This window comes from Viridibacillus sp. FSL R5-0888 (genome assembly GCF_038009105.1).
Classification (GTDB): Bacteria; Bacillota; Bacilli; order Bacillales_A; family Planococcaceae; genus Viridibacillus; species Viridibacillus arenosi.
In genome coordinates, this window is the sequence record NZ_JBBPAU010000001.1 from 2980971 (window position 1) to 3003198 (window position 22228).

Sequence of the window (22228 nt, forward strand, 5' to 3'; positions counted from 1 at the left end):
ATAAATCATTTTTTACTTGTCTTAATTGCTTCCATATACCAAACATAATCGTTTAATTGTTCAAACTTAACTTCAAAACTTGCTTGTTGAAACATTATTTCTAGTTTTGGAATTGTTGTATAATACTCACGTTCTAGATCATCAGCGACTTCATGAAAGCCACGAGCTCTCTCCTTAGTTATCATTGCTTGTTTATGCTCTTCAGTTGCAAATGCTGTATCTGCAAAAATTATTTTCCCCCCAGGTTGTAATAACTTGGAATAGGTTATTAAAGCTTCTAGTTTTTCCTCATCCGTTAAATGATGAAACACGTAGGTGCTTACAATTGAATCTATATGTTTAATTTCTATTTCGAAGTTTTGTAAATCACCGTTGATAAGCTGAACATTGGGACATCTTTTCCTCGTAATATCAAGCATAGTCTCATGTGGTTCAATGCCAATGACTTTTCTTCCAGCAGCCTCCAACTTAAGCGTCAAATTTCCTGTGCCCGTTCCAAATTCAATTACTGTACCTGTTGAAGCGTTTGCAACTTTATCTAATATACTTTCATATCCTTCGAAAACATCACGATATTCCTTATGCTGACCAGTTACTGATGCTTCATATGACTTCGCCCATTCATCGAAAAGATAAATAAACTCCCTCCCCATTCTTACAGCCCCCTACCTTTATTATTCTTATATAAATACTTGGTATTTAGTTTTAGTTTGACTTTTTAATAAGTCATAACACTTTTCTCCACTATATGACTCACTAAGCTTATTGGTGAAAACTTTTTTTAATGGAACACAAATAAAAAAGAGTTATCTAAAGTTGATTTTAAATCAAAAATTAGACAACTCTTCATTCAATTCAATACTTAAAATAGTCCAACAGCATTACCTTCTGCATCGACATCCATTTTCAATGCTGCTGGAGATTTTGGTAAACCAGGCATAGTCATAATATCTCCTGTTAAACAAACGAGGAACTTAGCACCTAGTTTAGGGATAATCTCTCTTACTGTTACTGTAAAGTTTTCTGGACGACCTAATAAGGTTGGTTGGTCAGATAAAGAATACTGTGTTTTTGCCATACAAATCGGTAGAGCATCCCAACCGAATTTTTCGATTTGTGCTATTTGTTTTAGTGCTTTATCTGTAAAGTGAACATCCATTCCCCCGTATACCTTTTGAACAATTGTGCGGACTTTTTCTTCAATTGGAGCTGAGACATCGTAAAGTGGAGTAAAGTTATTTTCTTCGTTAATAACAGATAGTACTCGTTTAGCTAATTCAATACCACCTTTACCGCCTTCTTCCCAGACATTCGTAAGGGCTATTTTCACATTATTTTCTCTACACCAATTTAAAATAGCAGAAAGCTCTTCTTCGGTATCTGTGATGAAGCGATTTAATGCGATGATAGGTTCAACACCGAAGTTACGAATTGTATCCACATGCTTAGCTAAATTTTCAATTCCTTTAGTAATAGCTTCTACATTTTCTGCTTTCAATTCGGTTTTCAGTGCTCCTCCGTGCATTTTCAATGCGCGAGCTGTCGCAACAATTACAACCGTACTAGGTTTGAATCCACCTTGCATTGCTTTAATATTCATAAATTTCTCAGCACCTAAATCTGCGCCAAATCCCGCTTCCGTCACAACGATATCCGCTAACTTACGTGCTGTATTTGTTGCTGCTATCGAATTACATCCATGTGCAATATTAGCAAATGGACCACCATGAATAATAGCTGGGGTCCCTTCTATTGTTTGAACCAAATTAGGTTTAAACGCATCTCTTAACAATAGTGTTAGTGCACCCTCTACTCCTAAATCGCGAACAAACACTGGTTCACGCTGATATGTGTAACCAATGACAATATCAGAAATACGTTTTTTTAAATCTTGTAAATCTTTTGCTAAACAGAAGATAGCCATAATTTCTGAAGCTACAGTAATATCAAAGCCATCTTCTCGTGGTGTTCCTTGCACAGGACCACCTAAACCAATAACAATATTACGAAGTGCTCGATCATTCATATCTAAGCATCTTTTCCAAATAATACGTCGTGGGTCTATTTGCAACACGTTACCTTGCTGGATATGATTATCTATTAATGCAGCAAGGGCATTATTTGCAGTAGTAATTGCATGGATGTCCCCAGTGAAATGAAGATTGATATCATCCATTGGCAATACTTGAGCGTAGCCACCACCAGTTGCCCCGCCTTTCATACCCATAATCGGTCCTAGTGAAGGTTCTCGTAATGCAACGATGACTTTTTCATTTAGTTGGTTAAGTGCATCAGCAAGTCCTACGGTCACAGTTGATTTACCTTCGCCAGCAGGTGTAGGGCTGATCGCTGTTACGAGAACGACTTTTGCTGAAGATGCGGTATTGTTCAGTTTTAATGGATTGATTTTAGCTTTATAGTTTCCGTAAAGTTCCAGTGCTTCTTGTGGAATACCTGCTATTTCTGCAATCTCCGTAATAGGACGCATTGTAGCATTTTGTGAAATTTCTAAATCTGATAAAGGTTGAGTGGTTTTAGACACAGCAGATCCCTCTTTCGTTTATATTATTCATTTTCTAGTGTTGAAGGTAATGAGATGCAATCTTTATAATTTTCTATCTAATACTATTATAATGTACTTTCCCCAACAAAACATTTGCTTATTCGACAATCAATTGACAATTTTATCTTATCATGTATAGTTCACCCATCATTTCATGTAACACATAATATAATTTGTGGTGTTTGGATATAATTTGATCACGCGTCAAACTTATCTTTACCGTAATATTTGCTAAAAAATATATTGTAATAATTCTAAGTACATTTATTTTCGGCACCACAATTGTTTAAGATAAAAACCCTAAAGTGTAAAACAAAAAGAGTGACGGCCATCATCGGCTATCACTCTTTATCATTTGAATACCTCATCTTATTATTTTTTAGATTTCAATAAAGCATCCACAGAAAGTTGTGTTGGTGTTGCAAAAACAAAGTACACTGACATTGCCAGTAAAGCTAACTCAAATTCATAGCCAGCGATACCATCAGCTCCTAACAAGCCTAAAGACCATTTTGCTGTCATGATGGCACCTAACATAATGAATGCAAATAATGCCCCGATAATTCTGCTACCTAGGCCCAATATCATGGCTACTCCCCCAACGAGTTCAACGATTGCAACAAAATATGCTATAAAGCCTGGAATACTTAAGCTATCAAAGTATCCGACTATATTTGAAATGCCTCCTTGGAATTTCATAAAACCATGGATGGCAAATAACCCGCCTAAAATCACTCGTAAAAAAACTTGTCCAATCTGTTGCATAATTTAAATCCTCCATATCTCTTTTGCTTACTTTTCGTAACTTAGTATATTTTAATTATCTAGTTATGTCAAGTAAGTTTATTAATATTAAAAACATACTAACATTAGTAGAAGTGAAGGAAGGTCGCACAGCTTGTTTATCTTAATTAAGGCATCAAAATGCCATCACAAATTTCAAAGATAAAAACCCAAATAATACAAAAAGAGCGACGGCCATTGTTTATCATTTGGCTATCGCTCTTTATTATTTTCTACCCTAGTCGCATTTTACTTCGTCATTCACTTTATTGCATAAAGCCACTTTAGAGTAACGTAGTTCCTAATCATTTCCTCAAGTTTTAACAGTATACGCAATAAAATATTCGTCAATATCTTTTGTACCTTCCAATACCCTCATGCCTAATCTTCGGCTCATATCTTCCTTACAAAAAATGTATTATGTATTTATTTTGTTTTTTTACGACTTAATCATTTTTGAACTGCTTTTTTAAAAATGTAACAACTTTATTGTTCGTTAACGCCCAACCTACAAACATTCCTACCAAGGCACCCATTATACTGTAACGAAGTATAGAAACGATGTAATCGTAAACGGGTACATACTCTGTTGTATAACCACCGTCAAAATGAAAATTTACTTTGTAATCCACAAATAAGATTAATACAGCCAAGGTTATTAAAAATCCATTCAATAATACACGTTCATTTATAGTATTTCATTAACCTTCCCTGTTAGTTGAAGTACATTTCTTCACAAGCTTAACATTAATTTCAACATAAATATCCATAAAAAAATCACCTCAAAGAATAACTTAAGAGGTGATTTCTATCAAACTTTATTATAAACGATCAATCTTTTTTACAAAGCTACAGCTGTTCCAACATAGAAACAGAGTTAATCTACAAAATGTGTAGATTCTACTCTGTTTTTTGTTTTGATATTTGTAAATCGAATTTTTAACAAAAGTACACAGTAGTTGAAGAATAAAATTAAAGCCTTTCCCCAGGTTATCCATTCTCAAGTTCAATTATAGCTGTCTATGCAAAATTTACACTCTTAGCGAGCCACGGAAACCCCTTGCAGCATAGTAGGATTCTGCTCCATTGTGGTACACAAAGACAGTATCGTAGCGATGATCACAAAAGATTGCCCCGCCGAGTTTTCTAATATTAGCAGGTGTTTGCACCCAGCTCGACGTTTTCATATCGAAATTTTCAAGTTTCTGCAGCTCTCGGTATTTTTCTTCCGTTAAAAGTTCAATACCCATGGCAGTTGCCATATCAATAGCGTTATTTTCTGGTTTGTGTTTTTTTCTTGACTCCAGTGCTTCACGGTCGTAACAAACACTTCTGCGACCTTTAGGACTTTCCGCTGAACAATCAGAAAAAATGTATTCGCCCGTCTTTTTATCATGGCCAACAACATCCGGTTCACCGCCAGTTTCTTCCATTTCATTAAGCGACCACAGTTTTTCTGTAGAAGCTTCGAGCTTTTCTTGTACTTTAGCCCATTCAAGACCTTTATGGCGTTTCATGTTTTTCTCAAAACGGGCTTTCAAAGTTCTGAGTAGTTCCTCACATTGTTCTAGTGACAAATCCTTATTTCTCGTTGTCATATTAGTTTCCCCCTTATTGTTTTTACTCATTATGGTTTAAGTACTAAACTACTGCGTTATATAAAAAGCGTCGTCTATGCAGTTCATTGACCTTAAACTAAAGCGCCCGTTAGTTTAAGTACATTCTTTCACAAACTTAACTTTTCTATTTTAATTGACTTTAATCCCGAATCCAATCCATCTCCCATCTATATCTTCAATTACAAATTCTTTATTATTGTAATCAGTATTATCTATTGAACGTACTATTTTGACATTGGCTTTGGTAAACTCTTCTTGAAGTTCTTCTTGATTTTTTGTGATAAAGTTAACTCTTTTTCCCAAGGAATAATCACTTCGTTCAGTAATGAGTATCATTTTGCTGTAGAAATGAAATTACTTTAGTATTATTCAGCGGAAACCCTCTTCATTAAACGCTTTAATTTATTTTCTGTTTCTGTTTCCTCTACTGGTGTATAGATACTGCACCGTAAATCCATTTCACCTTGAACTTGAAGAGAAGTTAAATTAAACAACATTTTGCCTGCCTTTGCATGTCTGAATTCAATTATCATTTCTGGAGCCTTACTCACTTGACTTTCTTGCCATAAATCCTGGAATTCCGAATGTAAGTGATTCATTTCTTCAATAAATTGGTTGTACCATTCATCGCCTAAATAGTGTCCATAATAGGTACGGAAAATAGCTAGAAAACCTTTCGCAAAATGTTCCCAATTGACGGCCAATGCTTTAAATTCTTTTCTAGTGAACACTAAACGAATCAAATTTCTTTGATTATTCGGTATTTGTTCAAAATCTAAAAAAACATGAGCAGCTGCAGGATTCCAACCCACAATATGGCAATGTCGGTCGGTAATGATAGTCGGACAATATGTTAATTCAGCTAATATTCGTTTTAAAGAAGGGCTAAGCTCTGATTGATTCTTTTTTAGGTTTGTAATTTCCGATTTTACTTCTAATGCCAAATCGTATAAGTAGTCTTTTTCATCAATACTTAATTGCAAAGCTGTAGAAATACAATCAAGTACGCTTGAAGAGACTTTTATATCTCTTCCTTGCTCTAGCCATGTATACCAAGTGGTACTTACACCTGCTAATTGTGCAACCTCTTCTCTTCGTAACCCAGGTGTCCTTCTCCGGGTTCCGGCAGGTAAACCAATAGACTCTGGCTTAATTTGGGCTCGCTTAGCTTTTAAGAATGTCGACAAAGCTAAAAGCCTAGTTTTATCATTCATTTTTAAAACTCCTCATCTTATCAATTTAACCTAGTATTCATTATACCAGGATAAACAATCACTTGTAATAGGATAATAAGGATGTAAAATACAAGTATATTATTGACTTGGAGGAATGAAAATTGGAAAGAGTTGTAATTACCGGTATGGGCGTTGTTTCTCCTATAGGAAACAACATCAAAACATTTTGGAACAATCTGATTAACGGGGAATCTGGTATATCCTCTATTAATACATTTGATGTTACTGATCATAAAACAAAAATTGCAGGTATCGTACAAGATTTTAATGCAGACGAAGTTTTAGGAAAGAAAGAAGCAATACGCTTAGATCGTTTTTCTCAATTTGCTTTGGTTGCAGCTGAACAAGCTTGGGCAGATTCTAAGTTAGACCTCGATCTTATAGATGTAGAAAGGCTAGGCGTATACGTAGGTTCAGGGATAGGAGGAATTGAAACCTTGATTGAAAATATTGATGCGCTTAGGCAGAAAGGGCCAAGAAGAGTCAGCCCAACTCTAGTACCTGCTATGATTTCTAATGCTGCAGCAGCACAAATTAGTATCAAGTGGAAAGCGATGGGCCCTTCAATGTCGCCTGTTTCTGCTTGTGCAATCGGAAATACAGCTATCGGAGAAGCCTTTAGACTAATTCGTTCTGGAGAAGTTGACGTTATGTTTGCGGGTGGAACAGAGGCAGCTATAACAGACTTATCAATAGCAAGCTTTGGTAATGCTACAGCATTATCAACAAGAAACGATGATCCCACTATAGCTAGTCGTCCATTTGATGAGAATCGAGATGGATTTGTCATGTCAGAAGGAGCTGGAATTCTAATCTTAGAATCTTTATCTCATGCTTTATGTAGAGAGGCAAAGATATATGCAGAAGTTATTGGATATGGTGCAAGTTCTGACGCACACCATATCGTGGCTACACATCCGGAAGGTAAAGGTGCCTATCTTGCAATGAGAACAGCTTTAAAAAATGCCAATATATCGCCTGAAGAAATTGATGTTATAAGTGCTCATGCAACAAGTACAAAAGTGGGGGACATCTCTGAAACGATGGCTATTAAGCAGTTGTTTGGAAAACAAGCTTATCAAATACCAGTTACAGCTAATAAATCTATGCTTGGTCATATGTTAGGGGCAGCTGGTGGAGTTGAAGCAATTGCTTTAGCGATAAGTTTAAAGGAAGGGATAGTTCCTCCAACAATTAACTTAGAAAATCCTGATCCATTATGTGATCTAGATTATGTACCATCTGTTGCTCGCCAAGTGAAAATAAATACGGGGCTTTCTAACTCATTTGGTTTCGGAGGTCATAATGCAGCTATTGTTTTAAAGAAATACGAGTGATTCATAAAGTCGTACAGCGTATTATGCAAAAATACGGTTGGCAATGTCGAGTGAAGGTGAAAAAACGGAAACAAACTGGACAACTCTACTATATCGCAGCTAATTTATTGAACCTTAAGGCAACTGTACCTTTACAAAAGCTCGTAACCGATATAACTTACTTGCCATTTGGTCAGATACAATTGTATCTTTCAAGTATTCAAGATTTATATAATAGAGAGATTATCGCCTATTCGATTGGTGATTGTCAGATACTGATTTCATTTTGAAGAATACCTTATCTCAACTAGATCCTTTGCCCGAAAGGTGTACCCTGCACAGTGACCAAGGTTTGGTTTACATATCTTATGGCTATCAACATGCTGTTAAAGGAAAAGGCATTATCATGTGCATGTCCTGTAAAGGTACGCCCGCTGATAATGCCCCCGTCGAATCGTTTCATTTTGCATTAAAGTCTGAAACATTCTACTTAGACAGTTTATTCTACGACGGCAATCGTAGAACAAACTGTCTAAAAGTCTATATAAAGTATTATAACTATATCCAAATTCAAACCAAACTTAACAACCAGTCTCCGGTACAATAAAGACAACTGGTTGGATAAATGCTTTTTTACCTCTGCCTTATATACGGGGGTCAGTCCCATAATATCCATAACAATTTAAAATTTAATTTTCTTCTTTTACTAAACTGCCGCGTTAGTTTAAGTGTAATAATTCACAATCTTAATATTTATTTCTTCTATATGCATACCTTCCTTAGTTTTATTTATTACAGGAATGCTGCCCCTTATTTCAGGAAGAATTTTCAACTACAATCGAAATCGTATACATTTTTAGTTTACATGACAACAGACATGGTAATGAATACTTGGTTCTAGATGCCAATTGGAGAGTAGTTGTATAGGTGGCGATTTGCGGAACATTCCAAAATCGTTCCATGCAAAAATCTCAAATATGGGTCTTAGTCTAAGCCTCTTCATTAATTAAACATATCCTTTACTATACCCTAAGAAGGGAGGTGAAAAGTGTTAAATCCAATGCACTTTATTGTAGGACATCAACTGTTTCACGGTTTTAGACCCCAATTTTTTCCTCGTTTTGAAAACGGAAGGTTTCCTAGTTTTGCCTAGATACAATGGAATAGGAGGATCCCGTGACGGTTCAAGCCGTTCAAGAAATCCTTTTTAAAATTTCTGGTTTGAACGAGAAAAGTGGATAGGCTACAGTGATTTAAACAATTCTGATAGATGCTATGTAATACACAACGATAACAATTCATCCAGAAGAATATACATAAATGAAAAGATCAGACTGAACCCACCCCCAGCTGACCATTCACTATTCTTTCAACCTTGGACTTCGATAGGAATAACACAGATAAAGTTAACTAGTATAAACTAGTTAACTTTATATACAGACGCACTCAATAGTCCATTGAATAACATTAAGTGACACACTCTTCAGATAGCGAAAAATCGCCTGAAGTTTTTAAAATAATAAGTCATTCCAAATGGAGTTACCGCTCTTGCGTCGTTGGTTTCGTGAAGTTCGACGTACCCTGCTCGTGCGTCGCTGTTTTCGTGAAGTTCGACGTACTCTGCTCGTGCGTCGCTGTTTTCGTGAAGTTCGACGTACCCTGCTCGTGCATCGTTGGTTTCGTGAAGTTCGACGTACCCTACTCGTGCATCGTTGTTTTCGTGAAGTTCGACGTACCCTGCTCGTGCGTCGTTGTTTTCGTGAAGTTCGACGTACTCTGCTCGTGCGTCGCTGTTTTCGTGAAGTTCGACGTACTCTGCTCGTGCATTGTTGTTTTCGTGAAGTTCGACGTACCCTGCTCGTGCGTCGTTGTTTTCGTGAAGTTCGACGTACCCTGCTCGTGCGTCGCTGGTTACTAATAGGATCCTGGTACATGAAGTGACCTAACCCTGAGTTGTTAGCCATTTCTACTGCATTCTGTATAAGTGACATATTCAAACCTCCTTTCATCTTTATTAGAGAAAGAAGGTAGATTCCTTTAAAAAAAGAATCAAACCCATGCCTCTGCACTTTTCTTTCCCTAATCGTAATATATGAGGTTGTTCTAAAGATGTTAGAGACAATCGCATAGTTTACGAAATATAAACTCTATATCTTTTTGTGGAATCTTACATTTTCGTTTTATACGAATAATTTATAAAGGAAAGGAAAGAATTCGCGTGGATAATGGCATAATAATACCTGAATATCAGCTTTTTATTCATCCTTTAGATTTAAGTGAACTTAGGGAAGATATATGGTGTGACGATCCTATCTCTGCCAAGCTAACGATTAACAAAAGAAAGTATGATATTGATATCGCTTATCGTGGCTCCCATATCCGGGATTTTCGAAAGAAGTCGTATCACATTTCGTTTAATAAGCCAAGTACGTATAGAAATACCAAAGAAATTCATATCAACGCAGAATTTAAAGATCCTTCTCTATTAAGAAATAAACTATCGCTCGATTTTTTCAATGAAATAGGGTGCTTATCGCCAAAGTCCCAATTTGTAAATTTGAAATTGAATGGGAAAAATGAGGGGCTTTATTTGGAATTAGAATCAGTGGATGAGCATTTCCTTAAGAATCGACAACTACCGCAAGGACCAATATTCTATGCGGTTGATGGCGATGCTAACTTTTCGTTGATGAGTGATCTTGATAAAGATATAAAGAAATCACTTAAGGTTGGCTATGAACTAAAATATGGGACAGAACAAGATGAATTTCATTTGCAAAAAATGATTATTGAAATTAATACCATTTCAAAAGCTGAATTTGAAAATGAAATTATGAAATACCTCAATGTTAATCAGTATCTTAGCTGGTTGGCTGGCGTTGTTCTCACCCAAAATTTTGATGGTTTTGTTCATAATTACGCATTATACCAAAATAGCGAAACTAGGCTATTCGAAGTCATCCCGTGGGATTACGATGCAACTTGGGGAAGGGATGTAAACGGGAAAGTGATGGAGGAAGACTATTTACGAATCGAAGGATTTAATACGCTTACCGCAAGAATACTAGACGTAAAAACATTTCGACGTCAATACAAAAACTTGCTAGAAGTTATTTTAAACAACCAATTTAATGTAGACTATTTGAAACCGAAAATACAAGGTATGCATGATTTAATAAGACCTTATATTCAAAAAGATCCTTATAAAAAAGACGATATCCATTTATTTGATAAGGAACCAGAGTATATATTGAATTTTATTGAAGCACGGGCGAAATATATAAGAGGGAAATTATATTCATTAAATTAAGTTGTTGCATCATCTTACAAAACCCTCTTTCCATGTGGTAAAGGGGTTACTGTCGCTTGAATTAGCACACAATTATCTGTACTGTATATAGTAAATTCGTTTAATTGGTGTTCTTCTTAAGTTGTCTTTTTATTTTAGTTATAGTTCATCAGCTAAGCGAGTTACACGGAGATTATCCCGTATAATAGTGAAGTCATTTAAGCTCCTTTCTTCAACTAAACTGCCCCGTTAGTTGAAGAAAAAAAGAGCTGTCTTAACAGCTCAAAGATCTTTTACTAAAGCACCTCGTTAGTTAAAGTATGATTCTCTACAAATTCTTAAACACTCGTAATAAATAGTGGATTACCTTATATAATAATTACCTCAAAGTGTTCAGTAAGTCTTTGTACAGAAGCGTCTGTATACACTACTCTTTTTTATTTGAACTTAATTATAAACAAAATTATTTTTTTCAACGCCCTCACCTTTATTAAAAAAGATACATATGATGCAGTTAAGACAATTCACTTTTTTACAATGATGGTAAGGGGGATAAAAAATGAATGAAAATAAAAATAATTTAAAACAATCCTCTGACTCACAAGATATTCAGATTGCTAGACTTGCATTTATTGGGGCCTCTATTTCTACATTAGGTGATGGTTTACAAGCTGTTGCTGCTGGTCTTGCACTAGAAGCTTTAGAAAAATCAAGTAATCAAGGTTCTCAAAATTCGGATGAACAATCAAAACAGTTAGACAACATGCAACAGCAGATAGACTATATAATATATGAGTTAAAACAATTCAAAAGGAAGATGAAATAAAAATATTTTCCAATGCTATATCGAAGGCATTTGGCTAATCAAAACTACTTTTACATCATACTTTATAGTGTGAAGTAATTTAACTTTACTACCCACCTTTTTTGGTACATAGGTCCCTTTCTATTTGTAAGTGGCCTTTTTCCTTTCCTCTCTCTACTTTCACCTCTCTTACTGCACAATATCTTTTAAATATTCATTCAATATAGTGATGAAATATAAAATTCCACTTTGTATATCTGTTTAAAATAACTTAATATTCCTTCTTATTCAACTAACCTGCCCCGTTAATTTAAATATATTTCTTCACAATCTTTATAGCGATATCTATATAAATAACCCATAAAAAATCAAACTTTTTCACATAACTACAACCGCAAATATATAAACGAAAATATAAGCTAAGCAACATACTGAAGAAAAAATACCGCTATCCTATACGCTAAGGATTTACCGAGATTTTGTGTATTAGGGACACTACCTGCAAAGCTGTCCCTAGAGGCAAAGTAGAAGCAATTCTTTTTGATCTATTGCTTCGTAAACAATATTGAAAAATGGAATAGTAATGATAGCATTGTTTTCAATTATGTTGAGATTCGCTGTAACAAACTCTATCACTTTAAATTGACTGGTTGTTGTTGTGTAAGTTCTTATCGAACTAGAGCACCCGTTAGTTGAATAAGAACGGTTAAACTTTTTCATATCTACCCAATTTCTTGATGGATTTAGGAACTGGACTATATGTTATAGATTTCACTTTAAAAACGCACATCTTGTTTCCCCCTAATTCCACTTATTAGGAGTCTCGTCAGATTTATGCGGATTTACAATGTCTATTAAAAGCTTCCCCAATCTCGCTTTGGGAAGCTTGGCTTTGTGCTGTTTGATAAAAATAGAACTGAAAATTCTAAGGTTCACGGGTTACTTTTTTTGCCAATGCAATATAAGCCCCTAACATTGCTAGTATTATTCCTATAATCAGATTAATAGAAAGAGTTGATTCTCCCATCATAACGCTTGCAAAGCCTCCAATTGCTGGGAACATTGCGACCATATAACTACTTTCAGCAGCACCCATATTTTTAATCAAATATAAATAAAATAACCACGCTACAAATGAAGCTAAAATAGCTAAATAGAGTAATCCAATCCAATAATTTAAAGAACTTGGTAAACTAATGTCTTTTCCACTTACTAACGTTATCAGTGTTATTAAAATAATTGCTGAAAACATTCCAATGGTGTTAGCTGTAATCGGCTCAATTTGCTTTTTATTATTATAATAAGACAAGGTATCACCAACTGACGTGATAACCGTTCCAACGAAAGCCAAAATAATTCCTAAAATAAAGTTTGAAGAAATAGTATGAATATCTGAATATAAAATAATGATTACGCTTAGTAAGCCTAGCGAACCTCCTAGGTATATTTTACGTTCTAGTTTTGTTTTAAAAACGATGCTTAGAAAAATGGGTGTGATAATAGCTTTTAAAGAAAAGATTAACGTTACTAAAGCAGCCGTACTATAAATCGTACCGTAGTACAGTAATAAATAACTTATTGCAAAGTTACAGACGCCGAAGCCAATAACTGTTAAAAAGTTAACATTTGCTTTTAGAATCTTTATTTTCTTTATCTTCAACAATATGTAGAAAAGAACAAATGCAATAATTGATCTGTATAATAATGAGGCTTCTAACGGAACTTCTGTTCCTTGAATTTTAACGGCTATAAAATTCAATCCCCATATAAGCATACATGCTATGTACATAAAATAATTCAAGTAAACCATTTCCTTTTTATATAAGAATCGTATTCTAAAAATCTCAATAAACCCTGTATAACCATTACATAATATTCCATATTATAATATAGAATGTAGCGATACGAAATTATTTTAAATATAACAAAAATTAAGCTGTGTATTAGCAATCTTTTGATTCGTTTCAGTCCTCAACTTGAATTTTTACATTTTCCCATTCACTCCATAAAACTCACAAACCAAATCGCCTTCGACTTTATAGGTTTAAAATCCGAATCGCATTATGTGTCAAATGCGACATAAAAACTCACATTACCTTCTCCAAATAAACTGCCCCTTTAGTTGAATAAAAAAAGAGCTGTATGAACAGCTCAACGATTTTTACTAAAGCACCCTTTAGTTTAAGTACAATTCTTCACAATCCTGCTAACCTTCCCTATTAAAATATAAAACAACACTTAGTTACTAATTATATTAATAATTTTCTGTTGAGCATCTTTGGCTTCAGGGATTGGCATAACAACAAACACATGATTCATTTTAGGATAAACAAAGGTATTGATTTCAATTCCTTGTTCTATTAGTTTCTCATCTAATTTTATTGCATCTGGATATAAACTTTCGTGTGTTCCAATAAAATGAGTAATTTTCCCAAGTCCTTTAAAGTCACCGTAAATTGGACTAATCAATGGGTCATTTAAATTTTTATCAGCTGCCCATAGCTTTGTAATTACCTCCATTCCTTCACTAGCTAACATCGGGTCTTTTTCTTCATATTCAGGTATAAGAGGATTTTTAAAACCCATATCAACACATGCAGATAATAAAATAATATCTTTCGGTTGAGGCAAATGGTTCATCTTTAAAAGGTGGGCCAGACCAAGTGTTATATTTCCTCCTGCCGAATCTCCCATGATGGTCAATTGATTAGAACTTTCAATGGTTCCAAGAATTGCTTTATATAGGTTGAGGATTTTTGGGTAGGTATCTTTATAGTTAAAATGAGGTACTTTAGGATAAATGGGAGCAATAATTTTTGCATTTAAAGATTGTGCCATTTTATCCATGAACAACCAGTGTAAATTTAAAGGTTGATTCGTCCAAGCACCACCATGTATATAGAAAATAACTTTTTGTTTCAAAGACTTTTGGTCATTTAAAGAGAAAACCTGTATTCCTTCGAATGCCTCCTCCTTCACATCACTTAAAAATTTAATATCATCCCCAATAACATAGCGCTGAATATTTTCAGTTCCCCTTTGCTTAACGAACCGTTTGGTATTTTCAATACTAGAAAAACTTTTTTTATTACTTTGGGAAATTAACCATTTTTCAAATTGAACACTTTCTTCAGAACGTTCTCCGTTAAAAATTTCTACACTCATTTTTTTCTCTCCTTTAAACATTTTTACTGTTCATCCTGTTTCATAACACGGAATGATTTATAATAGCCGTGTGTCTCTTTATCAGAAGTCTGTAACAAGTTAGATAGAAGGTCTTAAATTGAACGGAGGCTTAAAGTTTTCCTTTCAATTTTATTATTATATTTACAATGCCATTTAAAGTATTACTTTGCATTTTCATGATTTCTCTAATTTCCTTTAACGAGTAGCTTAATGATTAGGCATCTTTTTATAAATTTATTTTTTACAAGGTATTCTTCTTTATATAATCGATACCGTTAGAACGTCGTTTCGGAGTATACTGCATCGCGTTACGATATATACAGTATAGTTCAATAAGAAAAAGAGTTACCTAATCCAATTAACCAGAATTTTTCTTAACTACCCTGCCCATTTAGTTGAATAAGAAAAAACAACTCCAAGATCTTCTACTAAAGACCCGTTAGGAGTTATACTTCAGGAATATCCTTGAAAAAAATTATTGTTTGACGATAATACTTTATTGTTTTAGAATAATATGTAAAATAAGGAGGTTTTTACTAGTGAATCTTTTTACCAAGACCGTACTAAAATTTTTATCAGTTATCTCGCTAATTGGTCAAGTTTTATGTGCGTTTGCTGGATTAATGCTATTATTTGCGTCTGTAGCTTTATTGTTAGTACCAAACGGAGTCAAAAAACAATTGCTACAGTATGTAGATTTAAACTCAAACACAAACCTATCAGTATGGTTTTTAGTACTTTCTTGCTTAGTCGCGCTAGCAATCATTGCTTGTTTGTTTATCATTCTGTACGCTCTACGTAAAATAATTGGTAATATTTACGAGCAACACTTCTTTGTTTCTCGAAATCTTAAATACCTAAAACTAATCTTAATCTCGATCACTAGCTTTACCGTTTTGGACTTCATTAGTCAGCTGTTATTTGCGCAAGTACATGCGTACAATGTCAGTAATATTTTTTCAGATTCTTGGCCAAGTTTAATAGGAAACATTCTTTTATTATCCATCGTTTATACGCTTTATGTGGTTTTAAAATACGGCATATCTTTACAAGACGATTCTAACAATGTGATTTAGGTGCGCTCCTAATGATAAAAATTAATCTAGATCGAGTAATGCTAGAAAGAAAAATTTCTTCAAAAGCGTTAGCAGAAAAAATTGGTATTACCCAAGTTAACTTATCAATACTAAAAACAGGTAAAGCGCGTGGTATTCGCTTTGCCACATTAGAAAAAATCTGTCAGACATTAAATTGTCAGCCTGGTGATCTTCTTGAATATAAAGAATAAACTTACATATAACAAAACAATTGTTATATGTAAGTTTTCAACTATTCCGCAATATGGCCCGAAAGTTGAACACAAGATAAATAACACTCTTCAACTAACCTGCCCCGTTAGTTCAATAAGAAAAAAGAGCTGCCTATGCAACTCAATGATCTTCAAGTAAAGCACCCTATAGTTGAACAAGATAAAGAGTGTTATTCATTATTTGGTTTTATCACCGGTTTCCCATTACTATCTAATAGTGGGGTAATTCCCCCTGCATATCCGCTCCAACTAAATAAATAGTGAATTCCTGTTTCCCTATCTACTATTATTCTGTTTCCATTAGCCACGCCATTTTCTGAAAGGATTTCTTCAAATCTCTTCTTTGAGCCTTTATTCTTCTCTGAGTCTTTACTAAACATTTATTCGCCCCCATATTACTGAAATTTCAAATAACTCCTTTTTATACTACGATCTTAGCAGGTAATTATTACAAAAGTAGTAAAAAGGCAACGATTTTTTTAGCAACAGCACATTGTATTAACCTACCTCTTTAGTTGAATAAGAAAAACAGAGCTATCTGAACAGCTCTACAATCTTACTAAAGCCTCCGTTAGCACAACTAGACAGAGTAAAAATACCTTCAACAAAAGTTCCAGATTATTGAAAACTAATAAGACTCCATCAACGTTTTGTATTTTTTCTTTGTGTCCAGATAAAATTCTTCGTCATTAATATTAGCTCTGTATGGTGTGTACGGTTATATAAGTATTGCTATAAAGAAGCATATTAATATTTTTTACATTCCACAATTCCTTAAATTCATTAATTGGAACTTTTCGATTATAGCTATTGTTATCATCATTACAATTCACCAGATGCCTTAATGATTCTGAAAGGTAGAAATACTCCTTGTCATATCCTACGACTGGGACAAAATGCAAATTATTACGATCCTTATGTACTTTAATAAAAACAATTACGGGAGTTCCTTTACTAACTTCATACTTTAATGTATTTAAATTCCCTTTATAATAGTTTGTTTTAAATCCCTTTTTTCTTAATACCCTACGGATTCCCTTTGGATATACATTGCCTGAACTCATTTTACTAGGGAAATTAGTATATAACTCTTCACCATCGGCCTCCATTCCAAAATGACGCAACACATATGCTGTTGAAAATGCTGCACATTCCCTTTTGTTTTGTATATCTATCCTATTATTTCGTTTAATTAGATAGTTAGCCATATAATCTCTTTTTCGTAAAACAGGTAAGGGTAATGTCATTAAATATGCATTAATGATAGTTGATATAATAATCCATAAAATAGCCGTTCTAACTATAAACATACTACTTCCCTCCATTGCTTTGGGCATAGCGAATAATATTCTATTTCCTCCTTTCACTAACCTGCCTCGTTAGTAAAATATCAATATGTCTATATTTCAATAGAGTTGGCAATAATCCCTTTATTAATAACTTTTAGGAGGTAGAAAAAATGATACTGTCAAAAGCATGGGAAGCATTTGAATCTGACAAACGAATTGAAGGTTTTTCCCCACAGACATTGAAAGCTTATCGACTCCAAATGATAACTGCGGAAGGAAGCGCCATTTTGAAAATGGAACAAAACAGGTTATTGCATATTTTATCCCTGTACGAAGGAAGTGAATCGAATGAAGAAATTTAAAATATTTTTTGATATCGAAAAAGAGGAGCGATGGCTGAATGAGCAATTACAAAAAGGCTATCGTTGTACAAATATTAGTGAATTAGGAATATACACTTTCGAAAAAACCGACAAGAGATATGTGATGCGACTGGATTATCAAGATTATTTATCAAAGAAAAAGCTTAAAGATTACAAAGGGATATACGAAGACTTCGGTTGGAATTATATAAATGACTCCTGGCTTGGTGGAACTCGATATTGGCAAAAAGAAGATGATGATCAAAATGAAATCTTCTCGGATCGCCAATCAAAGAGCAATTATTATAAAAGATTGCTGGTTTATTCATCTGGCTTAGGTATACTGTTATTGCCTTTTTCTTATATGTTTTACAAGGATTCAGGTTTATATTTAGCTGAAGGTCTTTGGAGTATGACAGGTGCATTATTTTGGAAAGCATTTTTATTTGAAACTCCATTTGCCCTTTTGAGGTCGCTTCCCACCCTTATGATTGTTTTCTGTGGTATCAGTTTCTATAAAACTTATCGAAAGTATTCAATATTAAAAGAAAAATAATGCGAGGAGGTTAATTATGAACTTTTTTTAATTCAAAGAAGTAATTGAGGATAATGTATCTACCACAGTCGGGCGCTTTAATTGAGTAAGGTTCACAAAAATTATCAAACTTTTTTTAAAAAGGATGATTCAATTTAATATAGAAAAAGCGTGTTTTGTTCAGTCTTTTTTTCAAAACACGCTTTTTCTATTCGCTCTTTTATCAAGGTTTATTAAGTTAATTTAATCAAACTTTATTCAAAAGCTACATAATACTGTTTTAATACTCGAATCTTCATCTCGTCGGAAAGTTATACAGAAAGGGTCTATATGTGCCCTGTGCCGTGGCAATGAATTGTTTATGTAGATGTAATATGATAGAAGAAAAAATTCGATAGTTCCTTTTCAATTTCATTGCTATCTTTAATCAATTGTTGCGTAAACCCCACCAAATTGTAGCTTCTTTTTTATTCTTTAAGTCCTAAAGTGATTTTATTGCTGTATACTATATACTTGAAATATTTTATTTGTAATTTTAAAATTTTTTTAAAATAGACGCAGAGTTTTATTAATATCATGAGGGGAGGAAAAATTAATGACTTTCAGTGAACGATTGCGAGAGTTGAGATTAAAAAAAGATTTAACTCAACGAGAAATGGCTGAATTGTTAGAAACAACTCGACAGAATTATAACAGCATAGAAAATGGTAAAATCGAAACCTCCCACAGTGCTACAGTAAAGTTGGCAAAATTCTTTAATGTATCTACTGACTTTTTATTATGTGCATCGGATGTTCCTTATCCATTTGCATTAGAAGAACAGTTCTTTTTAGATAATTTACTTAACAAGGAGCTACGTCTTTGGTTTGTAGAAGAATTGTCGCAATCTACACCACAAAACATTATGAAGTTAAAAGGTATTTGGGATATTGTTAACGATACAAGTTATGGAGTACATAAAAGAAATGAAGAGACTTGATTGGTGAATTCATTGTACAAGTGAAACTAAACAACCAGTCGCCGGTACAATACCGACAACTGGTTGAATAAACGCTTGTACTACTTTTTCTAGATTATTTTATCTTTAGATTCATTGTTACATTAGTCTTGCATAGCACAGTTGCCAGAGCAGTATACATATCCTTCGTAGCGTGCAAGATACTGTGGGTTGCCCCCAAGAACCCAATATTTAAAATTCAACGTGCCCTTCCAACCTAACCGGTCATAATAAAAAGTAGAATATGGTTTTGAAAGATCTTTAATTGTAATATCTACCTTCACATATTTAGAATGTGCTACTGTGCTCGTTGCTTTTTCCTCCAAATTAGTAGGTGTGAATGTATGGCCATTAGCGGCTAATGTCACACCGGATGAAGCGATTAAAACCAAACAACAAACTATTAAACTACCAAATATTTTCTTCATAAGTATCCCTCCCAGAATTTTCAGTAAATTCAAAAAAGATACCATTCTAGTTGTTTTATGTCAAATTATAACTTTATTTATGATATTATGAAATTTAATTGTACAAACTTACTTCTTCTTTAATTGGCTTAGGACATTTGCAAATTGTTTTGAATTCTCTGCTCGGATGAAGTTATTAAACGGATTACCCTGCCCCTGAATACGCTCTATAACCGCAGGAATAGTAAACATTGTTGGTGTTAACGAATCATTGACTTCTTCCCAATCTAGCGGTGTTGAGATTAATCCTTTTTCATTCCCTCTAGGAGAATAAGGAGCGGCTAACGTATTACCCGTTTTATGCTGAACATAGTCGAGATATAATCTGTTATTCCGATTCTTCTTTAGTCGTTCAGTGGTATACCATCGTGGCTCTTGCTCACATAAAAACTTACATATAAACTCGGAAAAAATGTGTGTATCATCATAAGTAAACATATCAAAGGGTAATGGTATATAAACGTGTATACCCTTCCCTCCTGAAGTTTTTGGGAATGACTGAAGTCCAAGCTGATTGAATATAGTTTTTAAGCGTAGTGCGGCTTCTGTTGCTATAGAGAACTCATTTAAAGAAGGTGGATCTAAATCAAAGACAATTTCCGTAGGTTTATTTGTATTAATCGTATTAAAAGGTATGTGAAACTCTATAGCTAGTTGATTTCCAAGCCATAATAGTGTTTCAAGGTCATTGCAAATAATATAATTCTTACCGCGAATTTGTTTTGTAGTCACAAAATCAGGAACGTAGTCAGGACTATTTTTTTGATAAAAACTCTCTCCAGGTACTCCATGCGGGTAACGGATAACTGTAAGTAAACGATCGCGTAGAAATGGCAGCATATATGGCGCTACATGTTGTAGATATAATAAGTAATCATCCTTTTGTATGTTACTTGCTGGCCAAATTGGTTTATCTGGATGTGTTACCTCTAATGTATGAGGAAGCGGATTTAATTGTCGTTGCATGTTCTGCCAGCTGCAATCCTCCGGTTGTTTATCAAAGTTGAACTTATAGAATCGAGGTTCTCTCAATTTACCAAAAGCAAAATCTATACAAGCCACCTCTACACAAATACTTGCATCAATGCTTAAAATATCTTCAGTTATTTTCTTTCCATTCTTAATAAAGAGCGTTACTAGCGTATTAAACTCTTCTTCACTGAGCCCGTGACGGAAAGATACAACTTCTATAAGGACATCGTTTTTATAGACTGCTCCATGAAAAAAAACATTTTCCTTATTATATTTTGTAAGTATGACACTAACGTATCTCCAATTTTTAATTTTGACCCAATTGGGTGACCGTGTATCACTCTTCCACTGACTTAACTCCCTCTTGGCCACTATTCCCTCACCGTTATAATCCTTCACTAAATTCCATAACTTTTGACTATCTTCAAAAACCTCAACCAGTTGCATTCGACATTTATCGACATAATTTGTAGTGAGAGGAAGTTCTAATCCTTTAAAGAGATTACTTAATTTTTCTTTTCTATCCGTATATTCTTGATTTGTGATGCTGTCTCCCTTTTCTTTCATGTAATCAAAAACTACATAATGACAAGGAAATGAGCTTGCATGCTGTTTTATCGTACTTTGACTCCTCATTCTTCCCCTGGTTTGAACAACAGAAAAATTACTTTGGAAGTTATTCATTAAATAAACTAGCTCCCCATCCAGCATTAATGGTAAATACGGTTTGATACGATCACTTATCTCATTACAAAAGCTTATGATTTCAGGGAATTTAGCGTTTAGTATGTTTCCGTTTCTGCTCTTTAAGATAGGTTCGTCCACCCATTCTAATACGCATCGGAAACCATCATATTTTCCTTCGAAGCGCCATTCAGTCGATATTGGAATTTCATCTGCTGCTGTAAGTAACATAGGCTTCAAATTACCAACCTCTTTCGATCATATTCATTCGTATCTTTTGACTATTTCAGTTATTGATACATAAAAGAAGGCGAAATATTACATAGTAGAGAACTGAATATAGGGTAAATAGTATAATAAAATAAAATAAAACCTTATATTTAGAGGGTTTAAGTTTGATTATATATAATCAAACTTTATAATCAAACTTTTATTGTATATAAAAATACATTCATTAAATCTTTATTGAGATAATGGATGTATTTTTTTGTGGTCTTTTAATAAAGATTGATAATTTATAATTAAGTTTGATAAAAAACCTGTATGGAATGCTGTTTTCTTATTCCACAATCGGGCCATATTATTGAATAACATTCTTTTATGAAAGGTTACCTTACAATGATTAAAATACTATGACAGATGAAAAGAAAAAGAAACTACTAGAAGGCGTTCGTGCTGAATCAGAGAAGTATGGATTTCCTACTATAACTAAAAATAAAAAGAAGAGAACAAACAAGGACCAAGATAGCTGAATGCTCTCCTGGTCCTTTTCTTATTTATCTATTTTGAGTAAAGCCTTTTCCATTTGACTCTCATT

21 protein-coding genes and 2 pseudogenes are annotated in these 22228 nt (G+C 34.0%); 9 read left to right on the plus strand and 14 right to left on the minus strand.

Annotated elements, in window-relative coordinates; translation table 11 throughout:
• Positions 1-5 precede the first annotated feature (5 nt).
• From MKY02_RS14850 to MKY02_RS14880, 7 genes are all read right to left on the minus strand, one after another.
• Complete coding sequence (locus MKY02_RS14850; RefSeq protein ID WP_038190375.1) at positions 6-653, minus strand: class I SAM-dependent DNA methyltransferase; 648 nt, start codon at positions 651-653, stop codon at positions 6-8.
• Between the two features lie 209 nt (positions 654-862).
• The gene (locus tag MKY02_RS14855; protein ID WP_340711446.1) at positions 863-2542 is read right to left on the minus strand and encodes a formate--tetrahydrofolate ligase; all 1680 of its coding nucleotides are present in this window, start codon (positions 2540-2542) and stop codon (positions 863-865) included.
• Positions 2543-2935: 393 nt separating this feature from the next.
• Positions 2936-3328: a DoxX family protein gene (locus tag MKY02_RS14860; RefSeq protein ID WP_038190382.1), complete on the minus strand. Its 393-nt coding sequence runs from the start codon at positions 3326-3328 to the stop codon at positions 2936-2938.
• A gap of 464 nt (positions 3329-3792) precedes the next feature.
• Positions 3793-3999, minus strand: a complete 207-nt coding sequence (locus MKY02_RS14865; RefSeq protein WP_340711448.1) for a hypothetical protein — start codon at positions 3997-3999, stop codon at positions 3793-3795.
• Between the two features lie 378 nt (positions 4000-4377).
• Entirely contained in the window at positions 4378-4944 is a 567-nt protein-coding gene (locus tag MKY02_RS14870) for a DUF4256 domain-containing protein (RefSeq protein WP_076065145.1), read from the minus strand.
• 150 nt (positions 4945-5094) lie between these two features.
• Positions 5095-5268, minus strand: a complete 174-nt coding sequence (locus MKY02_RS14875) for a hypothetical protein (protein WP_340711451.1) — start codon at positions 5266-5268, stop codon at positions 5095-5097.
• A 62-nt stretch (positions 5269-5330) separates the two neighbouring features.
• Positions 5331-6179: a helix-turn-helix transcriptional regulator gene (locus tag MKY02_RS14880; protein WP_340711452.1), complete on the minus strand. Its 849-nt coding sequence runs from the start codon at positions 6177-6179 to the stop codon at positions 5331-5333.
• Between the two features lie 122 nt (positions 6180-6301).
• Here MKY02_RS14880 and fabF point away from each other — a divergent pair, with 122 nt between their 5' ends.
• Positions 6302-7537 (plus strand): beta-ketoacyl-ACP synthase II, encoded by a 1236-nt coding sequence (fabF, locus tag MKY02_RS14885; RefSeq protein ID WP_076065146.1) that lies wholly within the window; start codon positions 6302-6304, stop codon positions 7535-7537.
• Positions 7522-8123 (plus strand): annotated as a pseudogene (locus MKY02_RS14890) (IS3 family transposase); the annotation flags it as partial. The gene fabF and the pseudogene MKY02_RS14890, both read left to right, overlap by 16 nt.
• 904 nt (positions 8124-9027) lie before the next feature.
• On the opposite strand, the gene MKY02_RS14895 reads toward MKY02_RS14890, so the two are convergent.
• Positions 9028-9507, minus strand: coding sequence for a CotG/ExsB N-terminal domain-containing protein (locus tag MKY02_RS14895; RefSeq protein WP_340711455.1), 480 nt, complete (start codon positions 9505-9507; stop codon positions 9028-9030).
• A gap of 227 nt (positions 9508-9734) precedes the next feature.
• Between MKY02_RS14895 and MKY02_RS14900 the strand changes: the two genes are divergently transcribed.
• Entirely contained in the window at positions 9735-10826 is a 1092-nt protein-coding gene (locus MKY02_RS14900) for a CotH kinase family protein (protein WP_340711457.1), read from the plus strand.
• Between the two features lie 538 nt (positions 10827-11364).
• Complete coding sequence (locus MKY02_RS14905) at positions 11365-11631, plus strand: hypothetical protein (protein WP_038190398.1); 267 nt, start codon at positions 11365-11367, stop codon at positions 11629-11631.
• Positions 11632-12535: 904 nt separating this feature from the next.
• Here MKY02_RS14905 and MKY02_RS14910 read toward each other — a convergent pair.
• Both MKY02_RS14910 and MKY02_RS14915 read right to left on the minus strand, forming a co-directional pair.
• Entirely contained in the window at positions 12536-13411 is an 876-nt protein-coding gene (locus MKY02_RS14910) for a DMT family transporter (RefSeq protein WP_038190401.1), read from the minus strand.
• A gap of 437 nt (positions 13412-13848) precedes the next feature.
• Positions 13849-14775, minus strand: a complete 927-nt coding sequence (locus tag MKY02_RS14915) for an alpha/beta hydrolase (protein ID WP_340711458.1) — start codon at positions 14773-14775, stop codon at positions 13849-13851.
• A gap of 560 nt (positions 14776-15335) precedes the next feature.
• On the opposite strand from MKY02_RS14915, the gene MKY02_RS14920 reads away from it, so the two are divergent.
• Together MKY02_RS14920 and MKY02_RS14925 are read left to right on the plus strand one after the other, a co-directional pair.
• Positions 15336-15872 (plus strand): DUF2975 domain-containing protein, encoded by a 537-nt coding sequence (locus MKY02_RS14920; RefSeq protein WP_076065149.1) that lies wholly within the window; start codon positions 15336-15338, stop codon positions 15870-15872.
• Between the two features lie 11 nt (positions 15873-15883).
• Positions 15884-16084, plus strand: coding sequence for a helix-turn-helix domain-containing protein (locus MKY02_RS14925; protein WP_038190405.1), 201 nt, complete (start codon positions 15884-15886; stop codon positions 16082-16084).
• A 191-nt stretch (positions 16085-16275) separates the two neighbouring features.
• Here MKY02_RS14925 and MKY02_RS14930 read toward each other — a convergent pair whose 3' ends face one another.
• Both MKY02_RS14930 and MKY02_RS14935 read right to left on the minus strand, forming a co-directional pair.
• Complete coding sequence (locus tag MKY02_RS14930; RefSeq protein ID WP_038190406.1) at positions 16276-16485, minus strand: DUF6440 family protein; 210 nt, start codon at positions 16483-16485, stop codon at positions 16276-16278.
• 315 nt (positions 16486-16800) lie between these two features.
• Positions 16801-17472 (minus strand): cysteine peptidase family C39 domain-containing protein, encoded by a 672-nt coding sequence (locus MKY02_RS14935; protein ID WP_340711459.1) that lies wholly within the window; start codon positions 17470-17472, stop codon positions 16801-16803.
• Positions 17473-17645: 173 nt separating this feature from the next.
• Here MKY02_RS14935 and MKY02_RS22050 point away from each other — a divergent pair.
• From MKY02_RS22050 to MKY02_RS14950, 3 genes and pseudogenes are all read left to right on the plus strand, one after another.
• Positions 17646-17756, plus strand: a pseudogene (locus MKY02_RS22050) (PadR family transcriptional regulator); the annotation flags it as partial.
• Complete coding sequence (locus MKY02_RS14945) at positions 17743-18312, plus strand: DUF2812 domain-containing protein (RefSeq protein WP_076065151.1); 570 nt, start codon at positions 17743-17745, stop codon at positions 18310-18312. The pseudogene MKY02_RS22050 and the gene MKY02_RS14945, both read left to right, overlap by 14 nt.
• A gap of 574 nt (positions 18313-18886) precedes the next feature.
• Positions 18887-19270 (plus strand): helix-turn-helix domain-containing protein, encoded by a 384-nt coding sequence (locus tag MKY02_RS14950; protein WP_076065152.1) that lies wholly within the window; start codon positions 18887-18889, stop codon positions 19268-19270.
• 122 nt (positions 19271-19392) lie between these two features.
• Here MKY02_RS14950 and MKY02_RS14955 read toward each other — a convergent pair whose 3' ends face one another.
• Both MKY02_RS14955 and MKY02_RS14960 read right to left on the minus strand, forming a co-directional pair.
• Positions 19393-19716 carry a hypothetical protein gene (locus tag MKY02_RS14955; protein WP_038190409.1) on the minus strand — a complete coding sequence of 108 codons (324 nt, stop codon included), beginning with the start codon at positions 19714-19716 and terminating at the stop codon, positions 19393-19395.
• A 108-nt stretch (positions 19717-19824) separates the two neighbouring features.
• Positions 19825-21642 carry a DNA ligase D gene (locus tag MKY02_RS14960; RefSeq protein WP_340711696.1) on the minus strand — a complete coding sequence of 606 codons (1818 nt, stop codon included), beginning with the start codon at positions 21640-21642 and terminating at the stop codon, positions 19825-19827.
• Positions 21643-22228 lie beyond the last annotated feature (586 nt).

What these genes read in the sequence shown, in the direction of transcription:
- MKY02_RS14905 (WP_038190398.1), top strand. Translation starts at nt 11,365, where the DNA reads ATGAATGAAAATAAAAATAATTTAAAACAATCCTCTGACTCACAAGAT.
- MKY02_RS14870 (WP_076065145.1), bottom strand. Translation starts at nt 4,944, where the DNA reads ATGACAACGAGAAATAAGGATTTGTCACTAGAACAATGTGAGGAACTA.
- MKY02_RS14960 (WP_340711696.1), bottom strand. Translation starts at nt 21,642, where the DNA reads ATGTTACTTACAGCAGCAGATGAAATTCCAATATCGACTGAATGGCGC.
- MKY02_RS14955 (WP_038190409.1), bottom strand. Translation starts at nt 19,716, where the DNA reads ATGAAGAAAATATTTGGTAGTTTAATAGTTTGTTGTTTGGTTTTAATC.
- MKY02_RS14860 (WP_038190382.1), bottom strand. Translation starts at nt 3,328, where the DNA reads ATGCAACAGATTGGACAAGTTTTTTTACGAGTGATTTTAGGCGGGTTA.
- MKY02_RS14880 (WP_340711452.1), bottom strand. Translation starts at nt 6,179, where the DNA reads ATGAATGATAAAACTAGGCTTTTAGCTTTGTCGACATTCTTAAAAGCT.
- MKY02_RS14895 (WP_340711455.1), bottom strand. Translation starts at nt 9,507, where the DNA reads ATGTCACTTATACAGAATGCAGTAGAAATGGCTAACAACTCAGGGTTA.
- MKY02_RS14915 (WP_340711458.1), bottom strand. Translation starts at nt 14,775, where the DNA reads ATGAGTGTAGAAATTTTTAACGGAGAACGTTCTGAAGAAAGTGTTCAA.
- MKY02_RS14925 (WP_038190405.1), top strand. Translation starts at nt 15,884, where the DNA reads ATGATAAAAATTAATCTAGATCGAGTAATGCTAGAAAGAAAAATTTCT.
- MKY02_RS14945 (WP_076065151.1), top strand. Translation starts at nt 17,743, where the DNA reads ATGAAGAAATTTAAAATATTTTTTGATATCGAAAAAGAGGAGCGATGG.
- MKY02_RS14950 (WP_076065152.1), top strand. Translation starts at nt 18,887, where the DNA reads ATGACTTTCAGTGAACGATTGCGAGAGTTGAGATTAAAAAAAGATTTA.
- MKY02_RS14850 (WP_038190375.1), bottom strand. Translation starts at nt 653, where the DNA reads ATGGGGAGGGAGTTTATTTATCTTTTCGATGAATGGGCGAAGTCATAT.
- MKY02_RS14930 (WP_038190406.1), bottom strand. Translation starts at nt 16,485, where the DNA reads ATGTTTAGTAAAGACTCAGAGAAGAATAAAGGCTCAAAGAAGAGATTT.